General features: G+C 73.7%; 19 protein-coding genes and 1 pseudogene. 9 read left to right on the forward strand and 11 right to left on the reverse strand.

Going from position 1 to position 24,854, the window contains the following annotated elements:
- Positions 1–112 precede the first annotated feature (112 nt).
- From CBOVI_RS00520 to CBOVI_RS00530, 3 genes are all read right to left on the reverse strand, one after another.
- Positions 113–1,108, reverse strand: a complete 996-nt coding sequence (locus CBOVI_RS00520) for an NAD(P)/FAD-dependent oxidoreductase (protein ID WP_010272385.1) — start codon at positions 1,106–1,108, stop codon at positions 113–115.
- 106 nt (positions 1,109–1,214) lie between these two features.
- Positions 1,215–2,813, reverse strand: a complete 1,599-nt coding sequence (locus CBOVI_RS00525) for a hypothetical protein (protein ID WP_029157993.1) — start codon at positions 2,811–2,813, stop codon at positions 1,215–1,217.
- Positions 2,810–3,967 (reverse strand): ABC transporter ATP-binding protein, encoded by a 1,158-nt coding sequence (locus tag CBOVI_RS00530; protein WP_125187219.1) that lies wholly within the window; start codon positions 3,965–3,967, stop codon positions 2,810–2,812. The genes CBOVI_RS00525 and CBOVI_RS00530 overlap by 4 nt, the downstream gene beginning before the upstream one ends.
- Before the next feature lie 405 nt (positions 3,968–4,372).
- Here CBOVI_RS00530 and CBOVI_RS00535 point away from each other — a divergent pair, with 405 nt between their 5' ends.
- Both CBOVI_RS00535 and CBOVI_RS00540 read left to right on the forward strand, forming a co-directional pair.
- Complete coding sequence (locus CBOVI_RS00535; protein WP_010265332.1) at positions 4,373–6,412, forward strand: bacteriocin-associated integral membrane family protein; 2,040 nt, start codon at positions 4,373–4,375, stop codon at positions 6,410–6,412.
- 12 nt (positions 6,413–6,424) lie between these two features.
- Positions 6,425–7,072 carry an ABC transporter ATP-binding protein gene (locus tag CBOVI_RS00540; RefSeq protein ID WP_010265335.1) on the forward strand — a complete coding sequence of 216 codons (648 nt, stop codon included), beginning with the start codon at positions 6,425–6,427 and terminating at the stop codon, positions 7,070–7,072.
- Between the two features lie 62 nt (positions 7,073–7,134).
- On the opposite strand, the gene CBOVI_RS00545 is transcribed toward CBOVI_RS00540, so the two are convergent.
- Positions 7,135–7,860 (reverse strand): alpha/beta fold hydrolase, encoded by a 726-nt coding sequence (locus tag CBOVI_RS00545; RefSeq protein ID WP_083825973.1) that lies wholly within the window; start codon positions 7,858–7,860, stop codon positions 7,135–7,137.
- A 285-nt stretch (positions 7,861–8,145) separates the two neighbouring features.
- On the opposite strand from CBOVI_RS00545, the gene CBOVI_RS00550 reads away from it, so the two are divergent.
- Entirely contained in the window at positions 8,146–9,681 is a 1,536-nt protein-coding gene (locus CBOVI_RS00550; RefSeq protein WP_010265435.1) for a dicarboxylate/amino acid:cation symporter, read from the forward strand.
- A gap of 82 nt (positions 9,682–9,763) precedes the next feature.
- Here CBOVI_RS00550 and CBOVI_RS00555 read toward each other — a convergent pair whose 3' ends face one another.
- From CBOVI_RS00555 to nrdI, 4 genes and pseudogenes are all read right to left on the reverse strand, one after another.
- On the reverse strand, positions 9,764–11,425 hold the full coding sequence (locus CBOVI_RS00555; RefSeq protein WP_050798186.1) for a carboxylesterase family protein: 1,662 nt from the start codon (positions 11,423–11,425) through the stop codon (positions 9,764–9,766).
- Between the two features lie 48 nt (positions 11,426–11,473).
- Entirely contained in the window at positions 11,474–11,782 is a 309-nt protein-coding gene (locus tag CBOVI_RS00560; protein WP_125187216.1) for a hypothetical protein, read from the reverse strand.
- A gap of 279 nt (positions 11,783–12,061) precedes the next feature.
- Positions 12,062–13,096 (reverse strand): class 1b ribonucleoside-diphosphate reductase subunit beta, encoded by a 1,035-nt coding sequence (gene nrdF / locus CBOVI_RS00565; RefSeq protein ID WP_010274735.1) that lies wholly within the window; start codon positions 13,094–13,096, stop codon positions 12,062–12,064.
- Between the two features lie 240 nt (positions 13,097–13,336).
- Positions 13,337–13,720, reverse strand: a pseudogene (nrdI, locus tag CBOVI_RS00570) (class Ib ribonucleoside-diphosphate reductase assembly flavoprotein NrdI); the annotation flags it as partial.
- Positions 13,721–13,905: 185 nt separating this feature from the next.
- Between nrdI and CBOVI_RS00575 the strand changes: the two are divergent.
- Both CBOVI_RS00575 and CBOVI_RS00580 read left to right on the forward strand, forming a co-directional pair.
- Positions 13,906–14,337 (forward strand): pyridoxamine 5'-phosphate oxidase family protein, encoded by a 432-nt coding sequence (locus CBOVI_RS00575; RefSeq protein ID WP_010274728.1) that lies wholly within the window; start codon positions 13,906–13,908, stop codon positions 14,335–14,337.
- A gap of 277 nt (positions 14,338–14,614) precedes the next feature.
- Positions 14,615–15,370, forward strand: coding sequence for an HdeD family acid-resistance protein (locus tag CBOVI_RS00580; RefSeq protein ID WP_010274725.1), 756 nt, complete (start codon positions 14,615–14,617; stop codon positions 15,368–15,370).
- A gap of 219 nt (positions 15,371–15,589) precedes the next feature.
- On the opposite strand, the gene phoA is transcribed toward CBOVI_RS00580, so the two are convergent.
- Positions 15,590–17,299 carry an alkaline phosphatase gene (gene phoA, locus CBOVI_RS00585; RefSeq protein WP_010274723.1) on the reverse strand — a complete coding sequence of 570 codons (1,710 nt, stop codon included), beginning with the start codon at positions 17,297–17,299 and terminating at the stop codon, positions 15,590–15,592.
- A 413-nt stretch (positions 17,300–17,712) separates the two neighbouring features.
- On the opposite strand from phoA, the gene CBOVI_RS00590 reads away from it, so the two are divergent.
- Positions 17,713–19,458, forward strand: a complete 1,746-nt coding sequence (locus CBOVI_RS00590; protein WP_125197003.1) for a PepSY-associated TM helix domain-containing protein — start codon at positions 17,713–17,715, stop codon at positions 19,456–19,458.
- On the opposite strand, the gene CBOVI_RS00595 is transcribed toward CBOVI_RS00590, so the two are convergent.
- Entirely contained in the window at positions 19,420–20,751 is a 1,332-nt protein-coding gene (locus CBOVI_RS00595) for an MFS transporter (RefSeq protein WP_198485087.1), read from the reverse strand. The genes CBOVI_RS00590 and CBOVI_RS00595 overlap by 39 nt on opposite strands.
- 364 nt (positions 20,752–21,115) lie before the next feature.
- On the opposite strand from CBOVI_RS00595, the gene CBOVI_RS00600 reads away from it, so the two are divergent.
- The gene (locus CBOVI_RS00600) at positions 21,116–21,511 is read left to right on the forward strand and encodes a hypothetical protein (protein WP_010274102.1); all 396 of its coding nucleotides are present in this window, start codon (positions 21,116–21,118) and stop codon (positions 21,509–21,511) included.
- A 173-nt stretch (positions 21,512–21,684) separates the two neighbouring features.
- On the opposite strand, the gene CBOVI_RS00605 is transcribed toward CBOVI_RS00600, so the two are convergent.
- Positions 21,685–22,947: a dicarboxylate/amino acid:cation symporter gene (locus CBOVI_RS00605; RefSeq protein WP_010274100.1), complete on the reverse strand. Its 1,263-nt coding sequence runs from the start codon at positions 22,945–22,947 to the stop codon at positions 21,685–21,687.
- A 159-nt stretch (positions 22,948–23,106) separates the two neighbouring features.
- On the opposite strand from CBOVI_RS00605, the gene CBOVI_RS00610 reads away from it, so the two are divergent.
- A complete protein-coding gene (locus tag CBOVI_RS00610) occupies positions 23,107–24,363 on the forward strand; it encodes a cystathionine gamma-synthase (RefSeq protein WP_125187213.1) in 1,257 nt (418 codons plus the stop codon).
- A gap of 197 nt (positions 24,364–24,560) precedes the next feature.
- Positions 24,561–24,815, forward strand: coding sequence for a YdeI/OmpD-associated family protein (locus CBOVI_RS00615; RefSeq protein ID WP_232625974.1), 255 nt, complete (start codon positions 24,561–24,563; stop codon positions 24,813–24,815).
- Positions 24,816–24,854: the final 39 nt, after the last annotated feature.

The raw sequence follows: 24,854 nt of genomic DNA on the forward strand, positions 1-24,854 counted from the left end.
CCCGCGGGTGCCCCACCCCCGCCGGCCGCCCGGGCCCGGGGGCCGACCGCCGCGTCAGACCGCGCACCCCGCCCCGCCGGTCACGCCCGCCCCGCCGGCGGCAGGTCACCGGTCACGCCGGCGGCAGGTCGGCCATGACGAGCTCGGCGTTGATCATCGACCCGGCCGTGACCCCCGCGGCGGCGGAGGACTCGACCATCGCCATGAGGTCGCCGGCGTTCCCGGCGGCCCACACGCCGTCGAGCGGCGTGCGCCCGGTCGGCTCGGCGGGGATGTGGTGGCCCATCGGGTGCTCGGCGGGGGTTCCGCCGAGCCGCTCGTACAGCTCGGTGTTGCTCTCGAAGGAGGGGCCGACGGCCACCGCGTCGACCTCCATCTCCGTGCCGTTGGCCAGGTGGAGGTGCACGACCCCGCCGACGCCCCGCGGCCGGGACACGCGGGTGACCGGGGACCCGACGGTCTCCACCCCTGCCCGGGCGAGCAGGCTGCGCTGGTCGTCGTCGAGCTCGACCGTGCCGGTGACGAACGTCACCCGGTCGCTGAGGTTGGCGAAGAGCAGCGCCTGGTGCGTGGACTGCGGCGTGGCGGCGATGACGGCGATGCGCTCGTCGCGCACCTCCCAGCCGTGGCAGTACGGGCAGTGGAGGACGTCGCGGCCCCATCCCTCGTCGAGGCCGGGGATGTCGGGCAGTACGTCGGTGAGCCCGGTGGCGAGGAGCAGGCGGCGGCCGCGGAGGGTGCGGCCGTCGTCGGTCGTGACGGTGAGGAGGTCGCCGTCGCGGCCGGCGTCGGTGACCCGGGCCCGGATGTGGGTCACCCCGTAGCGTTCGCTCTCGCGTCGGCCGCGGTCGAGGATGTCGCGGGGCGGGGTGCCCTCGAGGCCGAGGACGTTGTGGGCCCCGGCGGCGGGTGCGTTGCGGGGCTCGCCGGAGTCGACGACGACCACCGAGCGGCGGGACCGTCCGAGCACGGTCGCGGCGGCGAGGCCGGCGGGGCCGCCCCCGACGATGAGGACGTCGGTGACGGTCGCGTCGCCGGGGGCCGGGGAGCGGTCCGCGGCGTCGTCGGGTCGGGTGGCCGGTGCGGGATCAGGGTGAGGGGACGTCATGGGGCCATCCTCCGCGCACCCCGCCGGCGCGGCAACCACCCCGCCCCGCCGGCCGCCCAGGCCCGGGATCCGACCGCCGCGTCAGACCGCGCACCCGGCCGCCGGCTCAGGCCCAGGAGCGGACCGCCGTGAAGATCTCCGGCCACCGCCGGTCCGCGCGCCGGGTGGCGTACGCCAGCCCGCCGGCGGCCATGAGCACGGTGACGACGACGTCCACGGCGAGCCCGGCCCAGAACTGGACGCCCGGCCCGGAGGCGGTGGCCATGAGGGCCGACCCGGGCACGAGCGGGACGCCAATGACGGGAATCGCGCTGAGCAGCACGACCACCGTCATCGCGTTCCACCCGCCGCTGTTCCGCATGGGGTTCGAGCCGGGCTTCGGCGCGGGCGTCGGGAAGCGGGAGGACGCCGCGGCCCCGTAGCTGATGGCGATGACCACCCCGCAGGCCGTGACGGCGGCTGTCGCGGCCCACGACGTCGTGAACCCCTCCTGCACCCCGCGGCCGATGACGAACACGGCGGCGAGGGGCATGAACACCGTCGCGGCCGTCGCCGCCCGGGCGAGGACGAGGGGCCGTCCGCGGACCCCGACCGACATGTGCACCCAGTTGGAGGGGCCGTCCATGCCGAAGTCGTTGCTGGTCAGGCCGAGGACGAACAACAGGATCATGGACAGGCCCCACGTGCCCGCGAACCCGGAGTCCTGGGGCGCGCCGAGGAACAGCATCGCGACGACGACCGCCGGGGCCATGAAGAGCGTGGGCACGAGCCGCGAGTCGCGCCGCCAGTACCGCATCATCCGGGAGTACAGCGTGCCCGTCGGGCCGCCCGGCACCCACCGGAGGAGGACCGACCCGTCCTTGCGGTCCCCGGCGTCCGGGCCCTGCCCGGCCGCCACCCGGGTCAGGGACGACGCTGTCGCGCGCGTCCACACCACGCCGGCGAGGACGACGGTCGCGACGGCGACGAGCACCCGCCCGGCCGCGGCGATCCACGCCCCGGTCGCGAGGGACGTCGTGACGCCGGCCGCGGCCCCGAGCGGCGTCCACCCGACGACCGTCGCCACCGGCCCGAGGTCCCCGACGGTGACGCCGGAGTTGATGACGAGGTTGAACCCGACCAGGAGGACGACGAACGTGACGCTGATGATGACGGTCATGCGTTCCGAGGACCGTCGGTTGGTCGACGCCCCGGTGAGCGCGGCCAGGGTCTCCCCGCCGAGCACGGCGGTGGCCAGGCTGACGATGTTGCCCACGACCCACAGCGGCACGAGCACCGCGGCGCCGGTGGACGTGTACCCCGCGGCGTCGGCGCTGAGGATCCCCCACGTGCCGAAGCCGACGGTGACGGCCGTGTCGACGACCGCGACGAGACTCCGGGACTGGAGCATGGCGGCGAGGAAAAAGCCCGGCAGCAGGCGGCGGGTGGGGACCGGCAGCGTGGCGAACTGGGCCGTGTCCAGCTGGTTCTCGGGGGACGGCTGGATGATCGCGAGGAGCCAGTAGGCGAGGACGCCGATCGCGGGGGTGAGGGTGAGGGGGCCCGCGGCGCCGTCGGCGGCGGACGCGCCCGCCCACGCGGCGAAGGCCACACCCGCGCCGAGGCCGTACAGGACGGTGAACACGATGCCGATGATCTGCGCGCGGTTGCGGCGCAGGGCCCGCGGCCAGAGGCGTAGGTGCAGGGAGAGGATCGTGCGGGTCACTGCGGTGCCCCCGGCGTCGTCGTGCCCGGGGCACCGTCGACCGTGCCGCCCCCACCCGGGTGAGTACCGGCGGAGGTGGGCGTCGTCCCCCCGGCGGGTCCCCCGAGCCACCCGAGCGAGCCCTCGGCGATCGTCCCGCCGCCGACGAGGCGGACGAAGACGTCGGAGAGGGACCGTCCGGCGCGGACCTCGTCGATGGTGCCGCTGGTGAGCACCCGGCCCTGGGCGACGACCGCCACGTGGTCGCACAGGCCCTCGACGAGCTCCATGACGTGCGAACTCATGACGACCGTGCCGCCGGCGGCGACGTACCGGCGGAGGATCTCCCGGATGACCTGGCCGGACACGGGGTCGACGGCCTCGAGCGGCTCGTCGAGGATGAGGATCTCCGGGCGGTGGAGGAGTGCCCCGGCGAGGAGGATCTTCTTCGTCATGCCCGCGGAGTAGTCGACGATGGACTTCGTGCCGGCGTCGTCGAGGCCGAGGGCGGTGAGCAGGTCCGCGCTGCGTTCCTCGATGACGGCCGGGGACATGCCGCGCAGCCGGCCGAGGTACTCGAGGTACTCGTGGCCGGAGAGGCGGTCGAAGACGGGCAGGCCGTCGGCGAGGAGGCCGTAGGCGTTCTTCGCGGCGAGCATGTCCGCCGTCGGGGCGGTGGGGGTGGGCGTCGGGGCCACCGGCATGGGGCCCGGGGCGGTGCCGGGGGAGCCGGCGGGTGGGGCGGGTGGGGCGGGGATGCCCGTGCCCCAGACGTCGTGCCCGCACACGAACGCGGCGCCGGCGTCGGGGCGCAGCAGGCCGGTCGCCATCATGATGGCGGTGGTCTTGCCCGCGCCGTTCGGGCCGACGAGGCCGTAGAAACTGCCGCGGGGGATGTCGAGGGTGAGGGTGTCGACGGCGACCTGTGAGCCGTACACCTTGGTGAGCCCGCGGAGCGCGAGGGCGGGCTCCCGGGGGTCCGCCGCGACCGGCGCGAGGTGCGGCTGCGTGCCGGCGTCCGGCGTCGGCGCGGGCGTGGGCGTGGCAGCGGCGGCGGCGTGGGCGGCGTGGGTGGCGCCCGGGGTGGGGGCCGGGGCGTCCGGCGCGGGGTGGTCGGTGGGCGTGGCGGCGGGGCCGGCGTTCCGGCCGGGGCCGTCGGGGCGCGGTGCGGTCATGGGGTCCTCCGGGAATGCGGTCATTGCCGTTCACAATGAAGCACTGAATGTCGGTCCGCAATACCGTCCCCCCGGGGCCGGGGCGGCACCCGGGCGTGGGGGGGCGGCCTGGCCGCGGCGTGCCGACGGGCGTCGAGCCCCGACGATCTGTGTCCTGTCACCCCCTGATGAGGGTGATGTGCGGTGTCGGTGCCGTGAATCGCTCCGTGGGGGGCGCGACGGCGCCGGGGAGCGGCGGGGCCTCGACCTCGGGTGACGGCGACGACGGGCGGACGTGACGCCGCCGGAAAGGCCGCCGGAAAATGCGACAGAAAGAACTTTTTTCCAGCCCTTACGGCCACGCGCGAGGCTTTGCTATCTCTTTGCGAAGGGTCCGCTCAGAGCAAGGAAGATGACATAGATGACATGAAGACCCTGTCCCCGTATTCCATCGTCAAACTGTCCCTGACCGTGCTGTTCGTCGGGTGCGTGGTGCTCGGGGCCGCCACAGCGGTCATGCTGGAGAGGGAGCGGGTCAGGGGTGTCGATTCCGCGGTGGCGGTCACGACCTCCGTGGACCCGGACAGCTCCCGGCGCTTCATCGCCGATGTCGAGGCCCTCTCAGCGAACACCGGTGCCACGGTCGTCGTGGACCGCACGGACTTCGGCGTGCGCACGCTCTATGTCGCGCAGGGCGGTCACGGCGCCCGGTGGCTGCGCGACGGGTACACGTCCTTCACGCCGTCCCTGACGTATGTCGTCCGACCGCTGACGGACCTTCCGGACGGTGACATCAAGCAGGGGTACGACATGTCGGGAGGGGAGGAGGTCACCCGGCAGTTCGTGGACCTCGCCCACCGCTACGGGGCGGACACCATCACGTTCCGGACGACGGAGCTGCAGATCCTGGTGGCCACGCCGTTCGGTGTCGGGCTGCTGGAGATCCTCTTCATCAGCCTTGCGCTCCTCCTGTACGCGGTGATCGTCAACGGTCGCCGGTACGCGGTGCTGTCGCTGCACGGGGCGGGACCGTGGAGGATGTTCCTCGGGGACCTGAGGGCCGGCCTCGTGGGGTGGGTCCCGTTCGCCCTCGCCGCCGCGGTCGTGGGGGCCGTGGTGCTGTACCTGGCGACGTCGGTCGACGGGCTCGTGTTGTTCGGCCGCCACACCCTGCTCTACGCCGTCGCGTTGATGCTCGTGCACCTGGTCGTGTGGTGGGTGGCCTGTCTGTGCTCCTCGCGGGTGGACGTCATCCGGTCGTTGGCCGGGAAGGTGCCCGCGCTGACGGTGGTGTCGTCCGGTCTGGGGTTGCGCCTCGTGTCGGTCATCCTGCTCGTCGTCACCACCGTGTCCCTGTGGAACCACCTCCCGGAGTTCCTGCGCCAGGAGCAGATGCGGGCGGACGTCCAACGGATCGGCGGACTCTACCGGGTGTCGGTCAACGCGGGTCCGACGGGCGAGGACCTCACGACGCTGGAGGGTCGGCTCACTCAGGTGGTGAACCGGCTGAAGGCTGAGGGGAAGGTCCTGGAGTTCACGAGGTTCGAGACGGTCGACCGGAGGACGGTCCTCATGATGAACCGGTCGGCGGCGGCGACGTTCCTGTCGGACTCCGCCCGGCGTGCGGTGGAGGACGTCCCGGAGGGGGCGGCCGTGTTCCTCCACGGGGCCGGGCCCACCGCCGGTGACGGCTCCGGTGACGGCTCCGGCAGCGGCGACGTGACGGCGCTCGTCGAGTCCGCGTCCCGCGGGTACTACGGGGGCCGGGACCTGTGTGGCGAGCGTGGGTGTGACGTGCGGGTCCCCGACGGTCCCTATTCCGTTCTCGACCCCGTTCTCGAACCCGGGATGTGGAAATCCGATGTCGTCCGGCACGACCCGATGGTTCTCGTCGCCCCGGACGACGTCGTCCCCGCCGACGACTCGACGGTCCTCTCGCTGATGTCGACCGGGAACATCCTCTTCCGCGACCGGGAGGCGGTGAACGAGCTGGCGGACGACGACGTCGTCCGACGGGGGATATTCCTGCAGCGGACGGTCCTGGACAGCTGGGACGAGAGTCACAACCAGTTCCGGATGACGGTGACCGCGGATGTCGTTGCGGCGGTGGTGGCGGTGGTGGCTGTGCTGGGGTTGGGGCTGGGGTTCGCGTACGTGTGTTACCTGGCGTGGTACCAGCGGTTCCGGGTGGGTTTCATCTTCGGGTTGGGGGTTGTGCGTCGGTTCCGGGCGGTGCTGGTGATGGAGGCGGTGACGGTGATGGTGGCCTTGGGCCTGCTGGGAGGTATCTACGCCGGGTACGCCGGGGAGGAGTTCTCCAACCCGGTGATGAAGCAGGCGATCCTGCACGTCATCTCGCCGTGGGCGGTGGTGACGGTGGCCGGGGTGGTGCTGGGGTCCTCGGCGGTGATTCTTTCCGCGTTGGGTGCCGCGTCGCGGCGTATCCAGAAGTCGCGGGCGGTGTGAAAGGTGGATGGTGTGAACATTGATGTTGTCGGTGGGGCGAAGTCGATCGGCGGGACGGTGATCTGGGACGACATGAATGTGTCGTTCGCCGGAGGTGGTGTCCACGTGCTGACGGGGTCGTCCGGGTCCGGGAAGTCGACGTTGCTCAACTGCATCGGGTTGATCGACCGGTGCACCGCGGGGCAGGTGCTCTACGACGGCACCGATCTCAACGGTGCGTCCGGGCGGACCCGGAGGAGGTACAGGCGTGACCGCGTCGGGTACCTGTTCCAGGACTACGCGTTGGTCGACTACGACACGGTGCGGGCGAACATCGGGTTGGCGATGGTCGGGCACCGGTCACGGTCGGCGCGGCGGGAGGCCGTGGACGACGCGTTGGAGCGGGTGGGCCTGGCCGGTCGTGGTGACAGCCGGGTGTTCCAGCTCAGTGGCGGGCAGAAGCAGCGGGTGGCGTTGGCGCGGTTGCTGGTCCGGGATGTCGCGGTGGTGCTCGCGGACGAGCCGACCGGGGCGCTGGACCGGGACAACGGGCGGATGGTGCTGGACCTGCTGCGGGAGATGGCCGGTGCGGGTGCGTGCGTGGTCATCGCGACCCATGACCCGTGGGTCGTGGAGCGGGCGGACACGCGGTTCAGCCTGGACGCCCACCTCGCGCGGTGACGGCGCGGCACGGCGGGCAGGGCCGACCGTGACGGTCGCGGCCCGGCGGCCGTCGCGCCGCGTCAGAGCAGCTCGGCGACGATCTCCGCGACCTCACGCGGGTGGTCGTTCATGACCAGGTGGCCGCTCGGGTGGATGATGAGGTGCCGCGCGGCGAGGTCCCCCGCCATCCGCGCCTGCTGCCGGTACCAGGAGCCGGGGAGCCGCCGCCACCGCCACGCCCGCTCGCTGAGCGCGGTGACGACGACCGTCGGCACCCCGTCCAGCGCCCCCGGCCGGCGCCGGCGTTCCCGCCGCACCTCGCGCGCCGTCGCCCGGAACGACGCGTTCTCGCGGACCGCCTGTGCCCCGGTGGCGAGCAGCGTCGAGACCCGGTGGTCGTCGACGACCCCCGACGCGCGGTCGAGAGCCCAGATCACCGGCCGCCACAGTGCCCACAGCCGACGCGGGTCCATGATCGGGCGCGGCACCCCGGGCGTCGAGGAGTCCAGGAAGACGATCCCCCTGACCTGCCCCGGCGAGGACGCCTCCAGCTGCCGCGCGGCGATCTCCGCGATGTAGCCGCCGAAGGAGTGCGCCACGTACACGACCGGCCCCTCGCCCGCGAACGCGACGGCCTGCCGGACGGCGAGGTCGTGGCGGAAGTGGGTGTCGGGGAGGGGGCCTCCGGACCAGCCGGGGCCGGGGCGGTCCGCGGGGACGACGTGCGCCTCCGGTGGGAGGAAGGAGGAGAAGGCGTCGGCGTCGGCGCCGGTGCGGGCCATGCCGGGGATGAAGACCACTCGCATCGCACCGATCGTAGTGCGTGCGCGGGGTCCGCGCGCGGGTGGCGTGGGGCGACGGCGGCGCGCGGGTGCGTGCGGCCGGTGCGGCGGGTGGGCGCGGGCGGCCCGGCGCGGGATGTGATGCACATGACACAGGGTTCCGGGAATGCGGCGGGGGCCGGTGTGGTTGACTCGACGGACAGATGAAGACAGACCGGTCTACCCGTCACCGGTCGGCGCCCCACCGCCCACACCGTGGACACCGTGCACCCGGTGCACCCCGCCCACCCGACGTCACGAGGAACACTCATGTCAGACCCGACCCCCACCGGCGGCGACCCCGCCGGGACCACCGCCACCGCCGGGACCACCGCCACCGCCGGGACCACAGCAGCCACCGCCACCACCGCCGACACCCCGGCGTCGACCCGGACCCGCCTGCCCGGCTGGCTCACCGGCTTCGGCGCGCAGGTCGTCGCGGGCCTCATCGTCGGCGTCATCCTCGGCCTCATCGCCCGGGGCCAGGGCGGTGCGGACGGCGGCAGCTGGCTCGCCGGCCTCCTCACGGGTGTGGGCGACGCCTACGTCCAGCTGCTCAAGGTCATGATCCCGCCCCTGGTCGTCGCCGCCGTGGTGACGTCCGTCGCGAACCTCCGGAAGGTCACCGGGGCCGCGCGCCTGGCGGTGAGCACCCTCATCTGGTTCGCGGTGACGGCGTTCTTCTCCGTCCTCGCGGGGCTGCTCGTCGGCACGGTCATGAAGCCCGGCCTCGGCGCGTCCGTCGACGCCGCCTCCGCCGCCGCACCGTCGACGACCGGCAGCTGGACGGCGTTCCTCAAGGGCATCGTCCCGCAGAACATCCTCGGCCTGGGCGTCGGCACGAGCCACGGGTCGCCGACGCTCTCCTTCTCCGTGCTCCAGCTGCTCGTCATCTCCCTCGTCATCGGCGTGGCCGCCGTGAAGACCGGGAAGGCCGCCGAGCCGTTCCTGGGGTTCATGGAGTCCTTCCTCTCGGTCGTGCAGACGGTCCTGTGGTGGGTCATCCGCCTCGCCCCGATCGGCACGGCGGCGCTCATCGGGCACGCGGTCGCGGACTACGGCTGGGGTGCGCTCGGGTCCCTGGGCAAGTTCGTGCTCGCGATCTACATCGGCCTCGCCCTCGTCATGGGGGTGATCTACCCGGTGGTCCTCAAGGTCACCGGGCTGCCGGTGCGCGGGTTCTACCGGCGGGTGTGGCCGGTGACGAGCCTCGGGTTCGTCACGCGCTCGTCGATGGGTGTCATGCCGGTCACGCAGCGGGTCACCGAGCGGTCGATGGGCGTGCCGACCGAGTACGCCTCCTTCGCCGTGCCGCTCGGGGCGACGACGAAGATGGACGGGTGCGCCGCCGTGTACCCCGCGGTCGCCGCGCTGTTCGTCGCGCAGTTCTACGACATCCCCCTCACCGTCACCCACTACCTGCTCATCATCTTCGTGTCCGTCATCGGCTCCGCCGCGACGGCGGGCACGACGGGGGCGACGGTCATGCTCACCCTCACGCTCTCCACGCTGGGGCTGCCGCTGTCCGGCGTCGGCCTGCTGCTCGCCATCGAGCCGATCGTCGACATGGGGCGCACGGCCGTGAACGTCACCGGGCAGTCGCTGGTCGCGACGGTCGTCGCGAAGCGCGCGGGGATCTGGTCGAAGGAGACGTTCGACGCCGCGCGTGACGGGATGGTCGACCGTGCCCCCTCCATGGCCGACGTCGCCGACACCGCCGGGTCCGCGGACGCCGGGGACGACGCTGACGCCGCCGGGTCAGACACCGCCGCCGCGCCCCGCGCCGGGGCCCGCGTCGCCGGCTGAGGGGCCCGTCGAACCCCCCGACCCCGGCGGGAACCCCGGCCCCGCCGGACGCCGACCGGGCCCGTCGACCCCCCGACCCCGGTCAGGGCAGCAGGTCGACCGCGTCCCACGCCCGGCGCAGCTCCGGGTCCGGGTCCGGCACCGTGAACTCGGCCGGGTCGCCCGCCCGATCCCCCTCGACCGCGCCGAAGACCTGCACCGTGTGGTCCTCGGACCAGCGGGGGAACCCCGGGTCGCCGTCGTGGATGAACGCCCGCCAGCGCGGCTGCATGACGGCGGTGGTCCGCACCATCGCCTCCCTCCCGCCGAGGGCGAGGGCCAGCGGGCCACGCCCGGCGTCGTACCGCTCGAACAGCACGGGCAGGTCGAGGGCGTGGATCGCGCGCACCCCCGTCGCCCGCAGCGACGGGGTCTCGAGGTCCAGGCGGTACATCCACGCGGCCCCGTCCGGCTGCACCGACGCGAGGCGGCGGGTGGGGGCCGTGAAGATCGCGTCGCTCATGAACATCGCGCACCGGCGCCGGGTCCGGCCGCGCGCGTAGAACCGGTCGAACAGGTCCGTCGACACGCTCCCGTCGATCGCCGCCGCGAGGCGCCGGGCCCGGGCGCGCTGGTGCGCGGTCGTCGCCGGCTCCCACCGCATGAGCAGGTACTCGTGCCGGTTCGTGCCTGTGAGCAGGGGCAGGCCGGTCTGCGCGCCGGGCGCGAGCGGGTGCGCGGGCAGCAGGTCACCGTCGACGACCGGGGCGAACGGCCCGGCGAGATCGTGGGCGGCGGACAGGTTGTCCCTGCTCAGGGCCTCGGTGAGGCGGCTGAGGGCCTCCGGGGAGGTGTCGACGAGCGCCTCCCCGGCCCGCACCTGCCCGCGCCCGGGGCCCGACGGTGCCGCGGCGAGCTCCGCCCAGTGGTGGGCCGCCCGCCGGCACCAGTACGCCGCGAGGTCCGGCGTGTGGACCATCGCCGCGGCCGGCGACTGGGAGATCGCGCCCGCGAGCAGCGGCCGGACCCGGGGGACGGCCGTGAGGGCGGACACCATCGCCCCGCCGGAGGACTCGCCCATGACGGTGATGCGCGACGGGTCCCCGCCGAAGACCTCCGCGTTGGCGTGGACCCACTCGACGGCGGTGACGATGTCGCTGAGGCCGACGTTCGCGTCCGCCCGCGACGGGTCCGGCATCATCGACGACGGCTCGGCGTGGGCGAGGGACAGCTGGCCGAGGACGCCGAGGCGGTAGTTCACCGCCACGTACACCGCGTCCATCGCGGTGGCGAAGTGTTCCCCGGTGAGCAGCGGCTCCCCGGCGGAACCGTGGACGTTGCCGCCGCCGTGGAGGTAGACGACGACGGGCCGGCGGGCCGACGGGTCGACCGCCGGGCCGCGCGGGTCCGGGCGGGGGACGACGACGTTGAGCCACAGGCAGTCCTCGGAGCCGATCCAGCCGAGCCGCCGGTTGCGGAACTGGGCGCAGTAGTCCCCGGGGCGGTCGGCGTGGAACACGCCGGTCCACGGGGTCTTCGGGACGGCCCGGCGGAACCGGAGGTCACCGGTCGGCGGTTCGGCGTAGGGGATGCCGCGGAAGGCGGTGACGCCGGTGGCGGCGTGGCCCTTGACGAGGCCCGTCGTCGTGCGGACCGTCCAGCGGTCGCGGGGTGCGGCGGGGAGGGCGGTGGTGGCCGTGGTGTCTGTGGTGTCGGTGGTGCTGCCGGGCGGGGTGTCCGGCGCCGACGACAATGAATCGGGCATGTCAGTCAGGATAGGCTCCGGTGTGGGCCGGGGCACACCGGGTACCGGTCAGTGACGTGTCACGCGCCCGGACCGCGCGGCGGTGGACGCGGCGTGCCCGGCGGGTGTGGCGGACCCGGGCCGCGCGGCGGTGGACGCGGCCGCCCGGTCCGTCCGCCCGGACCGCGCGGCGAGCGCGTACAGCGGCAGACTCACGGCCCCGGCCACGCCGAAGGGGGTCATCACCGCCGCGGGCGGGTAGTCCAGGACCGTGCCGAGCTCCCCGTTCTCGACGGCCACCCCCATGACGAGCGTCAGCACCCACAGGAGCACCAGCGCCGTCGTGGCCGTCAGATGTGTCCGCTGTGCCGTCGTCATGCCGTCCGTCCACCTCCCGGATCCCGCCCGGCGGGCCGTCCCCGGGGCTGCAGCTGTCCTAGCGTACCTGACCGGCGACGGGTGACACATCACGGAGGGGCGTGTCCCGCACCTCGCGCCGGCCGCCCCGCACCCCGCACCCCGCCCCGGCCGCGCCCCGGACCCCGCACCCCGCCCCGGACTCCACACCCCGCGCCCTACACCCCGCACCCCGCGCGGCGGGCGACACCACCGGCCACCGCGCGGGGCACCCGGCGGTGGGCGTCGTCCCCCGGGACCTCAGAAGGCCCAGTCGGACTCCTCCGTGGACTCCGCCCGGCCGATGACGTAGCTCGACCCCGACCCGCTGAAGAAGTCGTGCGTCTCGTTGGAGTCCGGGGCGAGCGCGGCGAGGATCTCCGGCTCGGTGCGCGCGGCCTCGTCCTCGTAGCGCGGGGCGTACCCCAGGTTCATCAGCGCCTTGTCCGCGTTGTAGTGCACGAACGCCATGACGCCGTCGATCATCGGCCGACCCCCGCCGCCCTGCACACCCTGCGCGTCGATGCCCTCGTACAGCTCGCCCGAGTACCGCGTCTCCAGGTCGAGGAGGGTCTCGACGAGCCCGTGCGTGAAGTCCTCCATCTCCGCCACCCGCTCCGGGTGCGCCTCCAGGCCGCGCTGGTACGTGTACCCCGAGTAGTAGCCGTGGACCGCCTTGTCCCGGAGGATGAGCCGGATCATGTCCGCCGTGTTCATGAGCGTGCCCCGGCAGCTGAACCACAACGGCAGGTAGAAACCGGCGTACAGCAGCAACGAGCTCAGCAGGGTCGCGGCGACCTTCCGCTTCAACGGGTCGTCGCCGGTGTAGTGCGCCATGACCGTCGTCGCGCGCGCCTGGAGCGTCGGGTTGCCGACGGCCCACGTGTACGCCTCCGTGATCTCGTCCGAGCTGCACATCGTGCTGAACACGCTGCTGTAGCTCCGCGCGTGGACGGCCTGCATGAACGCGATGTTCGTGTAGACCGCCTGCTCGTGCTCCGTGCGGGCGTCCGGGATCTGGCTGATCTCGCCGACCGTCGCCTGGACCGTGTCCAGGAGCGTCAGGCCCGTGAACACCCGCGTGGTCAACCGGCGCTGGGCGTCCGTCAGGCCCCGCCACGCCGCGAGGTCGTTGGACAGCGGCACCTTCTCGGGCAGCCAGAAGTTGCCCGTGAGGCGCTGCCAGATCTCCAGGTCCTTCGGGTCCTGCAGCCGGTTCCAGTTGATCGGGCGGAGGGGCGTGTCCGGCGAGCCGGCCCACTGGGGCGGCGTCTGTGACACGTCGATGTAGTTCATGTGTGCTCCTTCTGGTCGGGGAGGGTGGTCTGGGTGAGGTCCGGGGGTCGTCCGGGGCGGGGCCCGGGCCGGGTCCCGGGGGCCGGGGTTGTCCGGGGGTCGACGTGCGGCTCAGCCGGCGGTGGCGTGCGGGTGCGTCCGGGCCGGGTCGGCGGGCGTGACCGGGTGCGTCCGGGCCGGGTCGGCGGGCGTGACCGGGTGCGTCCGGGCCGGGTCGGCCGGCGGGGTGGGGGAGTCCTGGCGCGCCCAGAAGGCGTCGAGACCCTCCCTCACCCGGGCGACGTCCCGGGCGGTCCCGAGCAGCTCGAACCGGTAGAGCTCCGGCACCCCGCACTTCGCCGCGATGATCGGCCCCGCGCAGCAGAACGCCGTGCCGAAATTGGTGTTTCCGCTGGTGATGACGCCGCGGATCCAGCGGCGGTTCGCCGGGTCGTTGAGGAAGCGGATGACCTGCTTCGGGACCGACCGGCCGATGTCCCCGCCGCCGTACGTGGGCGTGACGAGGACGTACGGGCCGTGGACCTCCAGCGGCGGGTCGGAGCGGCGCAGCGGGATGCGGAGCGCGGGGACGCCGAGTTTCTCGATGAACCGGCGGGTGTTCTCCGAGGCGGAGGAGAAGTACACGAGCCGGGGCTCCGTGTGTGGCACGGATGGTCTCCTTCCGGTGGTACAGGCGGTGCGGGCCGGCGGTGCGGGCGGCACGACGTCCGCAAAGTTCAATACAATGAACTCTGGCATCACCGTACATTGAACAATCGTGTAGGGTCGGCGGGTGTAGCGAGACTCACAACCACATGGAGGTGCCTGACATGGCGAGACTGACCGAGCAGATGAAGGACATGATCGACGCCCAACTGCCGTTCCTGGCGACGGTGACCGACGCGGAGTCCCTCACCCCCGACATCGGGCCGAAGCGCACGCTGCGCGTGTGGGACGACGAGACGCTGATCTACAACGAGAACACCGCCCGGCAGCACCTCGCGAACCTGCTCGAGGGCTCGCGCGCGGCCGTCGCGGTCGTGGACTGGGACGCGCTCGACGGCTACCGGTTCATCGGGCGCGCCAAGGTGCTCGACGAGGGCCCGGCGTGGGACGACTGCGTCCGCTACGCCGAGGACCGTGGATGGAACCCGCCGCGGAAGGCCGTGCTCATCCACATCGAGCAGATCTACACGCTCATGCTGGGGAAGAACGCGGGGACGCTGCTCGCGAGCGACGACCCCACCGACGACGTGAGGTAGGACGACGGCGGGAGCGGGGGCCGGCGGATGAGCGTGGGGGAGCGCTCGTCCGGCGTGGACGACGGGGCGGGGTGGCCGGGTGGCGCGGCGCGGACGACGGGCGTGGACGACGGGGCGGGGTGGCCGGGTGGCGCACGGCCGGTGGCCGGTGACGGAAAACGGGACGCTCTAATACATCCATGCCAGAGAGGGGAAAACCGGCATAGAGTGGAGGAGTACACCCTATTTACTTTTTTGCAGCCCCCTGGGCTGCGTCCTCGGAATGAAAGGAAAGACAATGAGCGATCGCACTGATCCCTCCCGCCCGGACGTCGACCCCGCCGGCGCGTCCGCGGCCCGTCCGGTCGGACACACCGACGACGAAACCGCTGGCACCGCCGCCGCCACCGACGCATCCGGTGCCGGATACACCGCGGACACCGCCGCCGGAGGAGCCGGAATCGCCACTGTCGGTGACGTCACCCGCCTCGGTTTCCGCGTTCTCCTCATCCGCGGAATTTTCGCCCTCATTCTCGGCGTGCTGTTGTTCATCGCCCCGGCCGTGAGCGCCGCGGTCGTCGGCACGTTCATCGCCCTCGCCATCGGCGTGTGGCTCGTCATCGACGGCATCGGCACGATCAGCCTGGCGTTCACCCGGCGCCGCGGCGGTGCGCAGGGGTGGGGCTGGACGCTCGCCGGCGGCATCATCGCGCTCCTCGCCGCCGTCGCGATCATCGTCTTCCCGCTCACGTTCGCCGTGGTCGGGAGCCTGCTGGTGCTGTGGTTGCTGGCCGTCGGCCTGGTCATCCAGGGCGTCATCGAGTTCATCGACACCCGCCTCGGCGGGTGGGGCATCCTGCTCGGCGTCGTCAACATCATCTTCGGCGTGCTCATCGGCATCCTGCTGCTGACGCACCCGGCGTCCTCGCTGGCCGCGCTCGTGTGGCTCGCCGGGATCTACGGGATCGTCTTCGGCATCGCCGCGATCGTGTCCGCGTTCCGCGTCCGCTCGGCGGGTCAGGACGTGGCCGCGTCCGGTGCCGCCCGGAACTGACACCGGGGGACACGACGACGACCGGCCCCACCGCTGCGGGATCTCCGCAGGACGTCCTCCACGCACCTGAGGTGCGGGGACGGGACGTCACGGTGGGGCCGGTCGTCGTGAAGGAAGGGGGGCCCGGGACCGCGCCCGGGACAGGGGCCGGCTCAGGGGGCCGTCGCGGGGAGGCCCGGCTCAGGGCTCACCGCCACCCGGCCGCCCCGGCCACCCCGGTCAGAACCCCAGCGAGCCGACGATGGAGCTGCCCGGCAGGGAGCCGGTGAGGGAGCTGCCCGTCGACCCGGGGAGCGACCCGAGCGACCCCGGCCGCGGGTCGGTGACCGACCCCGGCAGCGAGGACTCCGGCGTCGACGGGGCCTCCGGGGTCTTCCGCCCGAGGCCCAGCTGGCTGTCGATCGTGAAGAACAGGTCCGTCTGGTCGGTGAGGCCCACGACGTTCGCGGCCCCCGGCCCGTACGCGGCGACGCGCAGCTGCGTGCCCGTGTGCTCCTGGGAGCCGTTCGGGTCCCCGTTGGTGCCGTAGCTGATCGTGAGCTCGGAGCCCTCGCGGGTCCGCAGCTTCGACGTCAGGCCCGGGTACAGGCCCGGCTCCAGCTCGTCGACGGTCGGCACGATCTGGCTCGTGTGCGCGTGGTCGGCGGTCGTGATGACGAGCGTCTCACCGTCCTGCTGCGCGAACTCCAGCGCCTTCTGCACGGCCTCGTCGAGGTCGACGGTCTCGCCGATCTGCCCGCACGGGTTCGCGGCGTGGTCCTGCTTGTCGATGGACGCGCCCTCGACCTGGAGGAAGAACCCGTCCTTGCGGGTCTTCAGCAGGTCGATGGCCTTCTGCGTCATCGCCGCGAGGGTCGGCACGGAGGCGTCGCGCTTCGGGTTGTCCTCGCAGCTCGCGGCGGGCTGCGCGTAGCCGCCCTGGGAGGCCTTCGGCCCGGTCCAGCGGACGGGCATGTTGCCGGAGGAGAACAGGCCCAGCACCGGGCGCTCCTGGTCGGCGGCGGTCACCGCGTCGAGCTCGGAGGCGTTCGTCGGCAACTGGTAGCCGCGCTCCCGGGCCTGGTCGAGCAGGGTCTTCCCCGCGTAGTCACCGGCCTTGGCCTTCTCGCCGAAGGTCTTCGCGCCGCCGCCGAGGGTGACGTCGGGCCGGGTGGTGAGCATCTGCTCGGCGATGGAGCCCCGCCCGCCGTTCTCGAGGGCGTTGTCCGCGCAGGACTTCGAGGTCGCCTCGGGGCCGTAGCAGCGGCGGTTGGTGACGTGGGAGACCTCGACGGCGGGGGTCGCGTCCTCGATCTCGGCGGTGGTGACGTTGCCGGTGGCCTTGCCCGCGGCCTTCGCCCGCTCGAGGAGGGTCTCCTGGTCCCTGCCGTTGATGTCGACGCCGATCGCGCCGTTGTAGGTCTTCGTGCCGGTGGACCAGGCGGTGCCGGAGGCGGCGGAGTCCGTCACGTAGTCGGGCGACCCGTCCTTGTTGAGGGAGTAGTGCGTGTACTGGCCGGTCGCGGGGAGGGCGTCGAGGCCGCGGAAGAACCCGCCGGCCCCCTCGGCGTAGTCGCGGGCGGCGGTGATCTCGGAGTCGCCCATGCCGTCGCCGATGAGGAGGATGACGTTCTTCGCGCCGGTGCGGCTGACCGCGTCGCGGATGGCGTCGGTCTGGTCGCCCTGGATGCGGCGGGCCCCGCCGTGCTCGGAGAGGGTGCCGGCGGCCTGCCGGGAGGCGACGCCCTGGCCGGCGACGGTGGAGACGTCGTCCTGCGCCGGGGTGCCGGTGCCCTGGGTGAGGGTGGCACCGGTGACGAGGCCGGCCACCGCGGCGGCGGCGACGGCGGGGACGGTGAGGCGGCGGGTGAGGGAGCGGCCGCGGCGGGTGGCGGCCGGGGTGGCCCCGGTCTCGGGGACGGGCTGGGTGTGGGGGGTGGGGTTCGTCATGGCTCCTCGTTGACTCCTTCGTGAGGGTGGTCAGCCGTCCGCGCGGGGCGCGCCGCGCTCCACCGGGCGTGCTTCGGAGCCGAAGCTACGGGGCGGTCGTGAACGGACCGTGGCCGGTGGTCCGCCGGTCGGTGAACGCCTCGTGAACCGGTGGTGCGGTCGCCGGGACCGGGTCCGGGGGGCGTCGGGACCGGGTGTGGGGGTGTCGACGGGGACCCCTCCGCGGGGGTGGCGCCCGCATTCCCCCACCGGGTATGTGACGTGCCCTGCGACGACGCCGCCCCGTCCCGCGCCACCCCGCCCCCGGTCCCCGGGGAACTCGCGGGCCCCGTCCCGCGACTGTTTCCCCGTCCGCAGCAGCACCGGCCCACGGCCCCCGCGCGGGGGCCGCCGACCTGAAAGGTCCGCACCACGTGACCGTGACACCCCTCACCGACGGCGCTCCGCCGTCACCGTCCCCCACACAGTCCGCGTCCGCGGCGGCGTCCGCGCCGGGTCCCCACACGGCCCGGCCGGGGCGGCGGTCGGACGGCCGGTCCCCGGGCCGCCGTCCCCCGCTGCGCCGCCAGCTCGGGGCGTTCATCCTCCGCCTGCACTTCTACGCGGGCATGGCGGTCGGACCGTTCATCCTCGTCGCGGCGCTCTCCGGGGCGCTCTACGCCCTGACGCCGACGGCGGAGGAGTACGTCTACCGCGACCTCACGACCGTCCCCGCGGTCGCGGCCCCGGTTCCGCTCCACGAGCAGGTCGACGCGGCGCAGCGCAGTCACCCGGAGCTCACGGTGGCGCAGGTGTGGCCGGCGCAGCAGCCCACGGACAGCACGCGGGTCCTCTTCGACGTCCCCGCCGACGCGGAGGGTAACCCGCTGGCGGTGTTCGTCGACCCCTCCGACGCCCGGGTCCTCGGCGAGGAGGCGACCTACTCCAGCCTCGGCGAGCTGCCCCTCCGGCGGTGGGTCTCCGGGTTGCACGAGAGCCTCAACCTCGGCGCGCCGGGCGAGGTGTACTCCGAGTTCGCGGCGTCCTGGCTGTGGATCATCGCGCTCGGCGGCCTGTGGCTGTGGTGGCGGCGCGTGCGGGCGGCCCGCCGCCGGGGCGCGCGGCCGGCCCGGCTGTGGTTGCCGCTGCGGGGTCGGGGGTCGACGCCGCCCTCCGCCGGGACCCCCGCGACCGCGGAGGCGACGGGCGGTGACGCCGCCGCACCCGCGGCCGGCACCGCACCCGCGGCCGGCACGGCGACGCCGGTGGGCACCCGCCGCGACACCGCCGTCCGCCGGCGCGGCGCGATGAACATCCACGCCGTGACGGGCGTGTGGCTGCTCGTCGCGGTCCTCGGCCTGTCCGCCACGGGGATCACGTGGTCGCACTTCGCCGGGGACAACGTCAACGCCGTCGTCACGGCGATGAAGTGGAAGGCCACGCCGATCGACACCGAGCTCCCGGGCCCGGTCGTCCCGCCCGGCCACGAGGGACACGCGGGCCACGACGGCCACGCGGGTCACGCCGGCCACGGCGGCGACGGTGCCCACGCGGGTCACGCCGGCCACGGCGGGGCGGGCGGGGACGCCGCGGCGACGGTCTCCCCGCGCACGGTGTCGGCGCAGATCGAGCGCGTCGTCGTCGCCGCCCGGAAGGCCGGGCTCACCGGGGCCCTGACCGTCCGGCCCCCGGCGAGCCCCACCTCCACCTGGCAGGTCAACGAGCGGTGGGTGCCGTGGCGCACGACGTCCGACGCCGTGTCCGTCGACGGCCGCGACGGCGGGATCGTGGACCGGCAGGACTTCGGCGACCTGCCGCTGTTCAGCCGCCTGTCCGCGTGGGGGATCTACCTCCACATGGGCATCATGTTCGGCCTGCCGCTGCAGATCGCGCTGTGCGTCGTGGGGCTGGGCATCGCGCTCATCGTCGTGCAGGGCTACCGCATGTGGTGGCGCCGGCGGCCGACGCGCCCGGGCTCCCGCGCGGGCCTCGCCGGGGTGCCGGGCGTGCCGTCGACGCTGCCGTGGGGCGCGTACGGGTGCGTGGTCGTCTTCGCGGTGACGGTGGGGGTGTTCCTCCCGCTGGTCGGGGTGTCGCTCGTGGTGTTCACGGTTCTCGACGCCGCCCTGGCGACCGCGCGGTCACGCCGGCGCGTGCGGGGCGGGGCGCGGGGGCGCTGAGCGGCCCGACCGGGCGGCGGTGAGCGCGCAGGCGACCGCGAGGAGCGTCGTCAGCGCGAGGACCGCCGCCGCCCCCGGCCACCCGCCGGCCGAGATGCCGAGGCCGGCGAGCGCCGCGCCGCCGAACGTGCCGAGGGACTGCCCCGCGCCGTTGAGCGACAGGACGGTCCCGCGTGCGGGTCCCGCGCGGCGGACGAGCAGCGTCGTCACCGAGGCGGCGACCACCGCGTGCGCGACCGAGGTCAGCGACGTCATCGCGAGTGCCACCGGGAGCACCGGGGCGAGGAAGAGCCCCGTGACGGAGCCGGTGCCGACGAGCGCGGCGACGACGGTGACCGTGAGGACCGTGCGGGGCGCGTCGACGGCGCGGAGGAACCGGCCGCCGAACCAGTTGCCGAGGAAGAACGAGAGCCCGGACAGGCTCCAGACCAGGGAGAACACCCCGGGGCCGAGGCCGAAGGTCTCGTTGTAGAACACCGCGACGAACGCGAGCTGGCCCATGAACGCGGCGGTGCGGGCAGTCGAGACGCCGAGGAGCGGGACGACCGCGGGGAGGCGGGAGGCGGTGCGCAGCGCGGTGAGGTAGCCGGGGCGGCGCGGGGGTGTCGTGGCGGTGGCCGCGGCGGGGGAGCCGGACGTGTGCGCGGCGGGGGTGGGTCCGACGGGCGTGCCGGGCGTGTGCGCGGCGGGGGCGTGCGGCGCGGCGGCCCCGAGCGACGAGCGGGTCTGCGCGACCGCGGCGACGACACACAGCACCGCGACGGCGACGAGGTCGCCCCGCCACCCCCACAGCAGCGCCGGCCCGGCGAGCAGCGGCGCGGCGAGCATGGCGGTGAGGGTCGTCGTCGAGGAGACGAGCGTCGCGGCGCGCCCGGCGGTGGCGTCGTCGGGGAAGGCGTCGGACGCGGCGGCGGTGACGGCCGGGGTGAGCGTCGCCGTGCCCCCGCCGACGAGCAGGCAGAACACGACCCACGACCACGTCTGCCCGAGGACCCCCGCGGCGCAGGCGAGGGCGAGGACGACGAGCGCGCCCGCGGCCACCGTCCGCCGCGGCAGGTGGTCGATGAGCGGGGCGCACGCCACGCCGGTCGCGAGCGCGGCCACCCCGCCGAGGCCGCGGAGGCCGCCGAGGACCGTGGCGTCCGCGCCGGCGTCGTCCGCGATGCCGACGAGGAACGTGCTGAAGACGGTGAACGGGACGAGGCCGAGGGCCGCGGCGGCGAGGGCCGGCCAGATGACGCGCGTCATGGCGGCGTCGCCCGGCGGGGCGGCGGCGGGGGGACGACGGGACATCTCCGCGACGCTACCCGGCGGCCCGTCGCCGCACCCGTGCGGCATCCACGCGCCCCACCCACGCGCCCGGCGCACGGGGGTGTCCGCGGCGACGCCCCGGGCCCCGCGGTCGGCCGGAACAGTGACTGACCGACACGGTGAGTGACGCTCTTGTGATACACGTGCTGTGGTGGAGAAGCACGATATTGTCGATAACGCCAGGGCGTGGACAAACAGCGAACTTACGCACGTTACCAGCGACGATGGTGTCGAATGGAGGTGCAGATCACACGAAGGGTGTGCTACTAATAGCGCACGTGATGTACCACTGTGGTGTGTCACGATCTGTATCGACCACAGAGTTCCCTTCGAAAGGAATGACATCGTGAAGATCTCGCGCATGTTCGCAGCGTCCGCCCTCGCGGCCGGCCTCGCCGTGACCGCCACCGGCGGTGCCGCCTTCGCCGCCGACACCACCGAGGCCCCGGTCCGGACCTCCGTCCCGGCCGACGCCCCGACCGTCCCGGCGAAGCCGTCCCTCGACCTCGCCTCCCTCGAGGCCGTCAAGACCTCCGTCCCGAAGGACGCCCCGTCCGTCCCGGAGAAGCCCTCCCTCGACCTGGGCTCCCTGACCGGCAAGAAGTCCCCGAAGGGCGAGAGCGAGCAGGCCGACCTCGTCGGCAAGCGCCTCGACAACGCCAAGAAGGGCATCGAGGCCGCCAAGAGCATCGTCGACACCCTCACGGGCATCGGCGGCCTCTTCGGCTTCGGCGGCAACTGAGCCGTCGCGGACGCTGCATGACGGTGGCCGTCGGCTGACGTCGGCGGTGACCGGCACGCGACCCCGCACCCTGAGGGTGCGGGGTCGTCGTCTGTCCGGGGGTGGGGCGGCGCAGCCGCGGGTTCAGGCGCTCAGGCCCGCCCGTCCCGCGCGCCCCACGCGGGCCCGCCCGCTCACTCGCCGGCGCCGGCGGGCACGCTGGACGCGTCGTCCCCCGACCCGGACCCCGACCCTGCCCCGGCCTCCGGCTCCGGCGACCCGGTCCCGATCGAGCCCCGGGACATCCGGTCGACGATCATCGCGATCGCGCCGTCGCCGGTGACGTTCGCGGCCGTGCCGAAGGAGTCGATGGCGATGTACGCGGCGATCATGAGCGCGACCTGGTCCTGGCTGAACCCGAGCATCGACTGGAGCACGCCGACCGCCGCCATGATCGCGCCGCCGGGCACGCCGGGTGCGGCGATCATCGTCACGCCGAGGAAGAGGATGAATCCCAGGGCCTTCGTCCACGTCAGGGGCATGTCGTCCATCGCCATGATCGCGAAGGCGAAGAGGCTGATCTTCATCATCGACCCGGCGAGGTGGATCGTCGCGCACAGGGGGACGGTGAACCCGGCGACGTTGGGGTTCACGCCGTTGCGCTTCGTCGCCTCGAGGGTGACCGGGATCGTCGCGGCGGACGAGCTCGTGCCGAGGGCCGTGACGTAGGCGGGGAGCATGTTCCGCAGGGCCGTGAACGGGTTGCGCCGGGCGTACGCGCCGGCGAGGAGGAACTGGACGATGAGCAGCAGCAGCGTCATGACCACCGCGAGGACCAGCACCTTCGAGAACACCGAGAGGGTCTGCGTGAGGTTGCCGTTCATGCCCATCGACAGGAACATGCCGAAGATGTACACCGGCAGCAGCGGGACGATGAACGAGGAGATGACCTTGTGCACCACGGCCTCGAGCTCCGTCGCGGCCCGGTACAGGGTGTCCGAGCGCACGGCCGTCATCGCCAGGCCGACGACGAAGGCGAGGATGAGGGCGGTGAGCACCTCCATCGGCGGGGTCATCTCGACGGTGAAGTAGGCCTTCAGCGCCCCGGCCTCGACGTCCGCCGCCTGGGCGGTGCTGTCACCGGCGAGAAGTCGCGGGTAGACGCCCTGGGACACGCCGTAGGCGACGATGCCGGAGATGACGGTCGAGGTGTACGCGACCGCCGTCGTCACCCCGAGCCACTTCCCCGCGCCCCGGCCGAGCCCGGAGATCGCCGGGGTGATGAGCGCGAAGATCAGCACCGGGATGAAGAACCCCAGGAAGTTGCTGAACAGGCCGTTGACGGTGACGAACACCCGGGCCAGCCACTCCGGCATGACGGCGCTCAGCGCGATGCCGAGGATGATGGCGACGACGATCCGGAACAGGAGGGACCCGGTGAGGCGCGAGACATTCATGGGGGAGACAGTAGTTCACGAGCCCGAAACGGACAGCTTGGTCTAGAATATCGGGGACGACGCCGTCCCGGCGGCCCCGCACCCCGCACCCCCGTCCGGTGCACCGCCCCCGGGCCGCGCCCCCACACCCCACCCGCGACCCCGCTACGAGGAGACCCCGTGACCGACAACGACCACACGACCCGCGCCGACGCCGGAACCGCCGCCCGCCGCGCGGAGGCGCGGGCGGCCGCGGACCGGGCGGCGGCGGCCCGCCCCGCCGGCTTCGCCACGACCGCGATCCACGGCGGGTACGAACCGGACGGCCACACCGGCGCGGTGAACGTGCCGATCTACACGTCCACGACGTTCGCCCAGGACGGGGTCGCGCAGCTGCGCGGCGGCTTCGAGTACGGCCGCTGCGGCAACCCGACCGTGACGTCCCTGGAGCAGACCGTCGCCGCGCTCGAGGGCGGGTTGTTCGGCCGAGCGTTCTCCTCCGGGATGGCGGCGACGGACACGCTCCTCCGGGCGCTGCTCCGCCCCGGCGACCACCTCATCCTCGGCGACGACGCCTACGGCGGGACGTTCCGCCTCATCGACACGACCTTCCGCGAGTGGGGGGTCAGCCTGTCCGTCGTCGACACGACCGACCCGGCGCAGATCCGGGACGCCCTGCGGGAGAACACCCGCCTGGTGTGGCTGGAGACGCCGACGAACCCGCTGCTCACCGTGACCGACATCGCGGCGGTGGCGGAGGTCACGGCGGGGCACGCGGCGCGGCTCGTCGTCGACAACACCTTCGCGAGCCCCTACCTGCAGCGACCCCTGGACCTGGGGGCGGACGTCGTCATGCACTCCACGACGAAGTACCTCGGCGGGCACTCCGACGTCATCGGCGGGGTCGTCGTCACGTCCGACGAGGAACTCGACGGGGAGCTGCTGTTCCTCCAGGGCGGCGTCGGCGCGGTCGCGAGCCCCTTCGACGCGTACCTCACGACCCGGGGGATCAAGACCCTCGGGGTGCGCATGGACCGTCACTGTGCGAACGCCCAGGCGGTGGCGGAGTTTCTCGACGCCCGCCCCGAGACGACCCACGTCCTCTACCCCGGCCTGCCCGGTCACCGGGGGCACGACGTCGCCGCCCGGCAGATGCGCGGCTTCGGCGGCATGGTGTCCGTGCGCTTCGCCGCGCTCGGCGGGCGGTCCGCCGAGGAGACGGCCGTGCGCTTCTGCGAGTCGACGGAGCTCATCTGTCTCGCGGAGTCGCTCGGCGGGGTGGAGTCCCTGCTGGAGCACCCGGCCCGCATGACGCACCAGTCCGCCGCCGGGTCGCAGCTGGAGGTGCCGGACGACCTCGTGCGGATCTCGGTCGGCATCGAGGACGAGGCGGACCTGCTCGCGGACCTCGGCGCGGCGCTCGACGCGCTGCACTGAGCGGGGGTGGGCCGACGCGGCCGTGCGGCCGTGCGGCCGTGCGGAGGGGGACCGGCGGGCGCGCGGCGGTGACGGCGGCGGCTCGCTCCGGGCGGGGCGGGCGCAGTAGGGTCGCGGACATGACCCGCACCACCACCGACACCGACGCCACCACCGCCGCGGCCGACACCACCGGCACCACCGGCGACACCACGCAGCTGCCCGGCGGCGCCGTCCACGGGCTGCCGGACGACCTCCGGGACTCGCTGCTGACCAGCGACGTCGCCCGGGAAGCGTGGCTGGACATCACGACGCTCGCCCGGAACGAGTTCATCTGCTGGGTCGAGGACGCGAAGAAGCCGGAGACCCGGGCCCGCCGCATCCGGCGGACGAACGAGGAGCTGGAGGACGGGATGCGCCGGCCGTGCTGCTGGCCCGGCTGCGCCCACCGGGAGCGCAACGGCCACCCCTGACCGGCTCGCCGCCCGGGCCGCCCCGCGCCTGGCCGGCCG

It is taken from the genome of Corynebacterium bovis DSM 20582 = CIP 54.80 (assembly GCF_030408615.1).
Taxonomy (GTDB): Bacteria; Actinomycetota; Actinomycetes; order Mycobacteriales; family Mycobacteriaceae; genus Corynebacterium; species Corynebacterium bovis.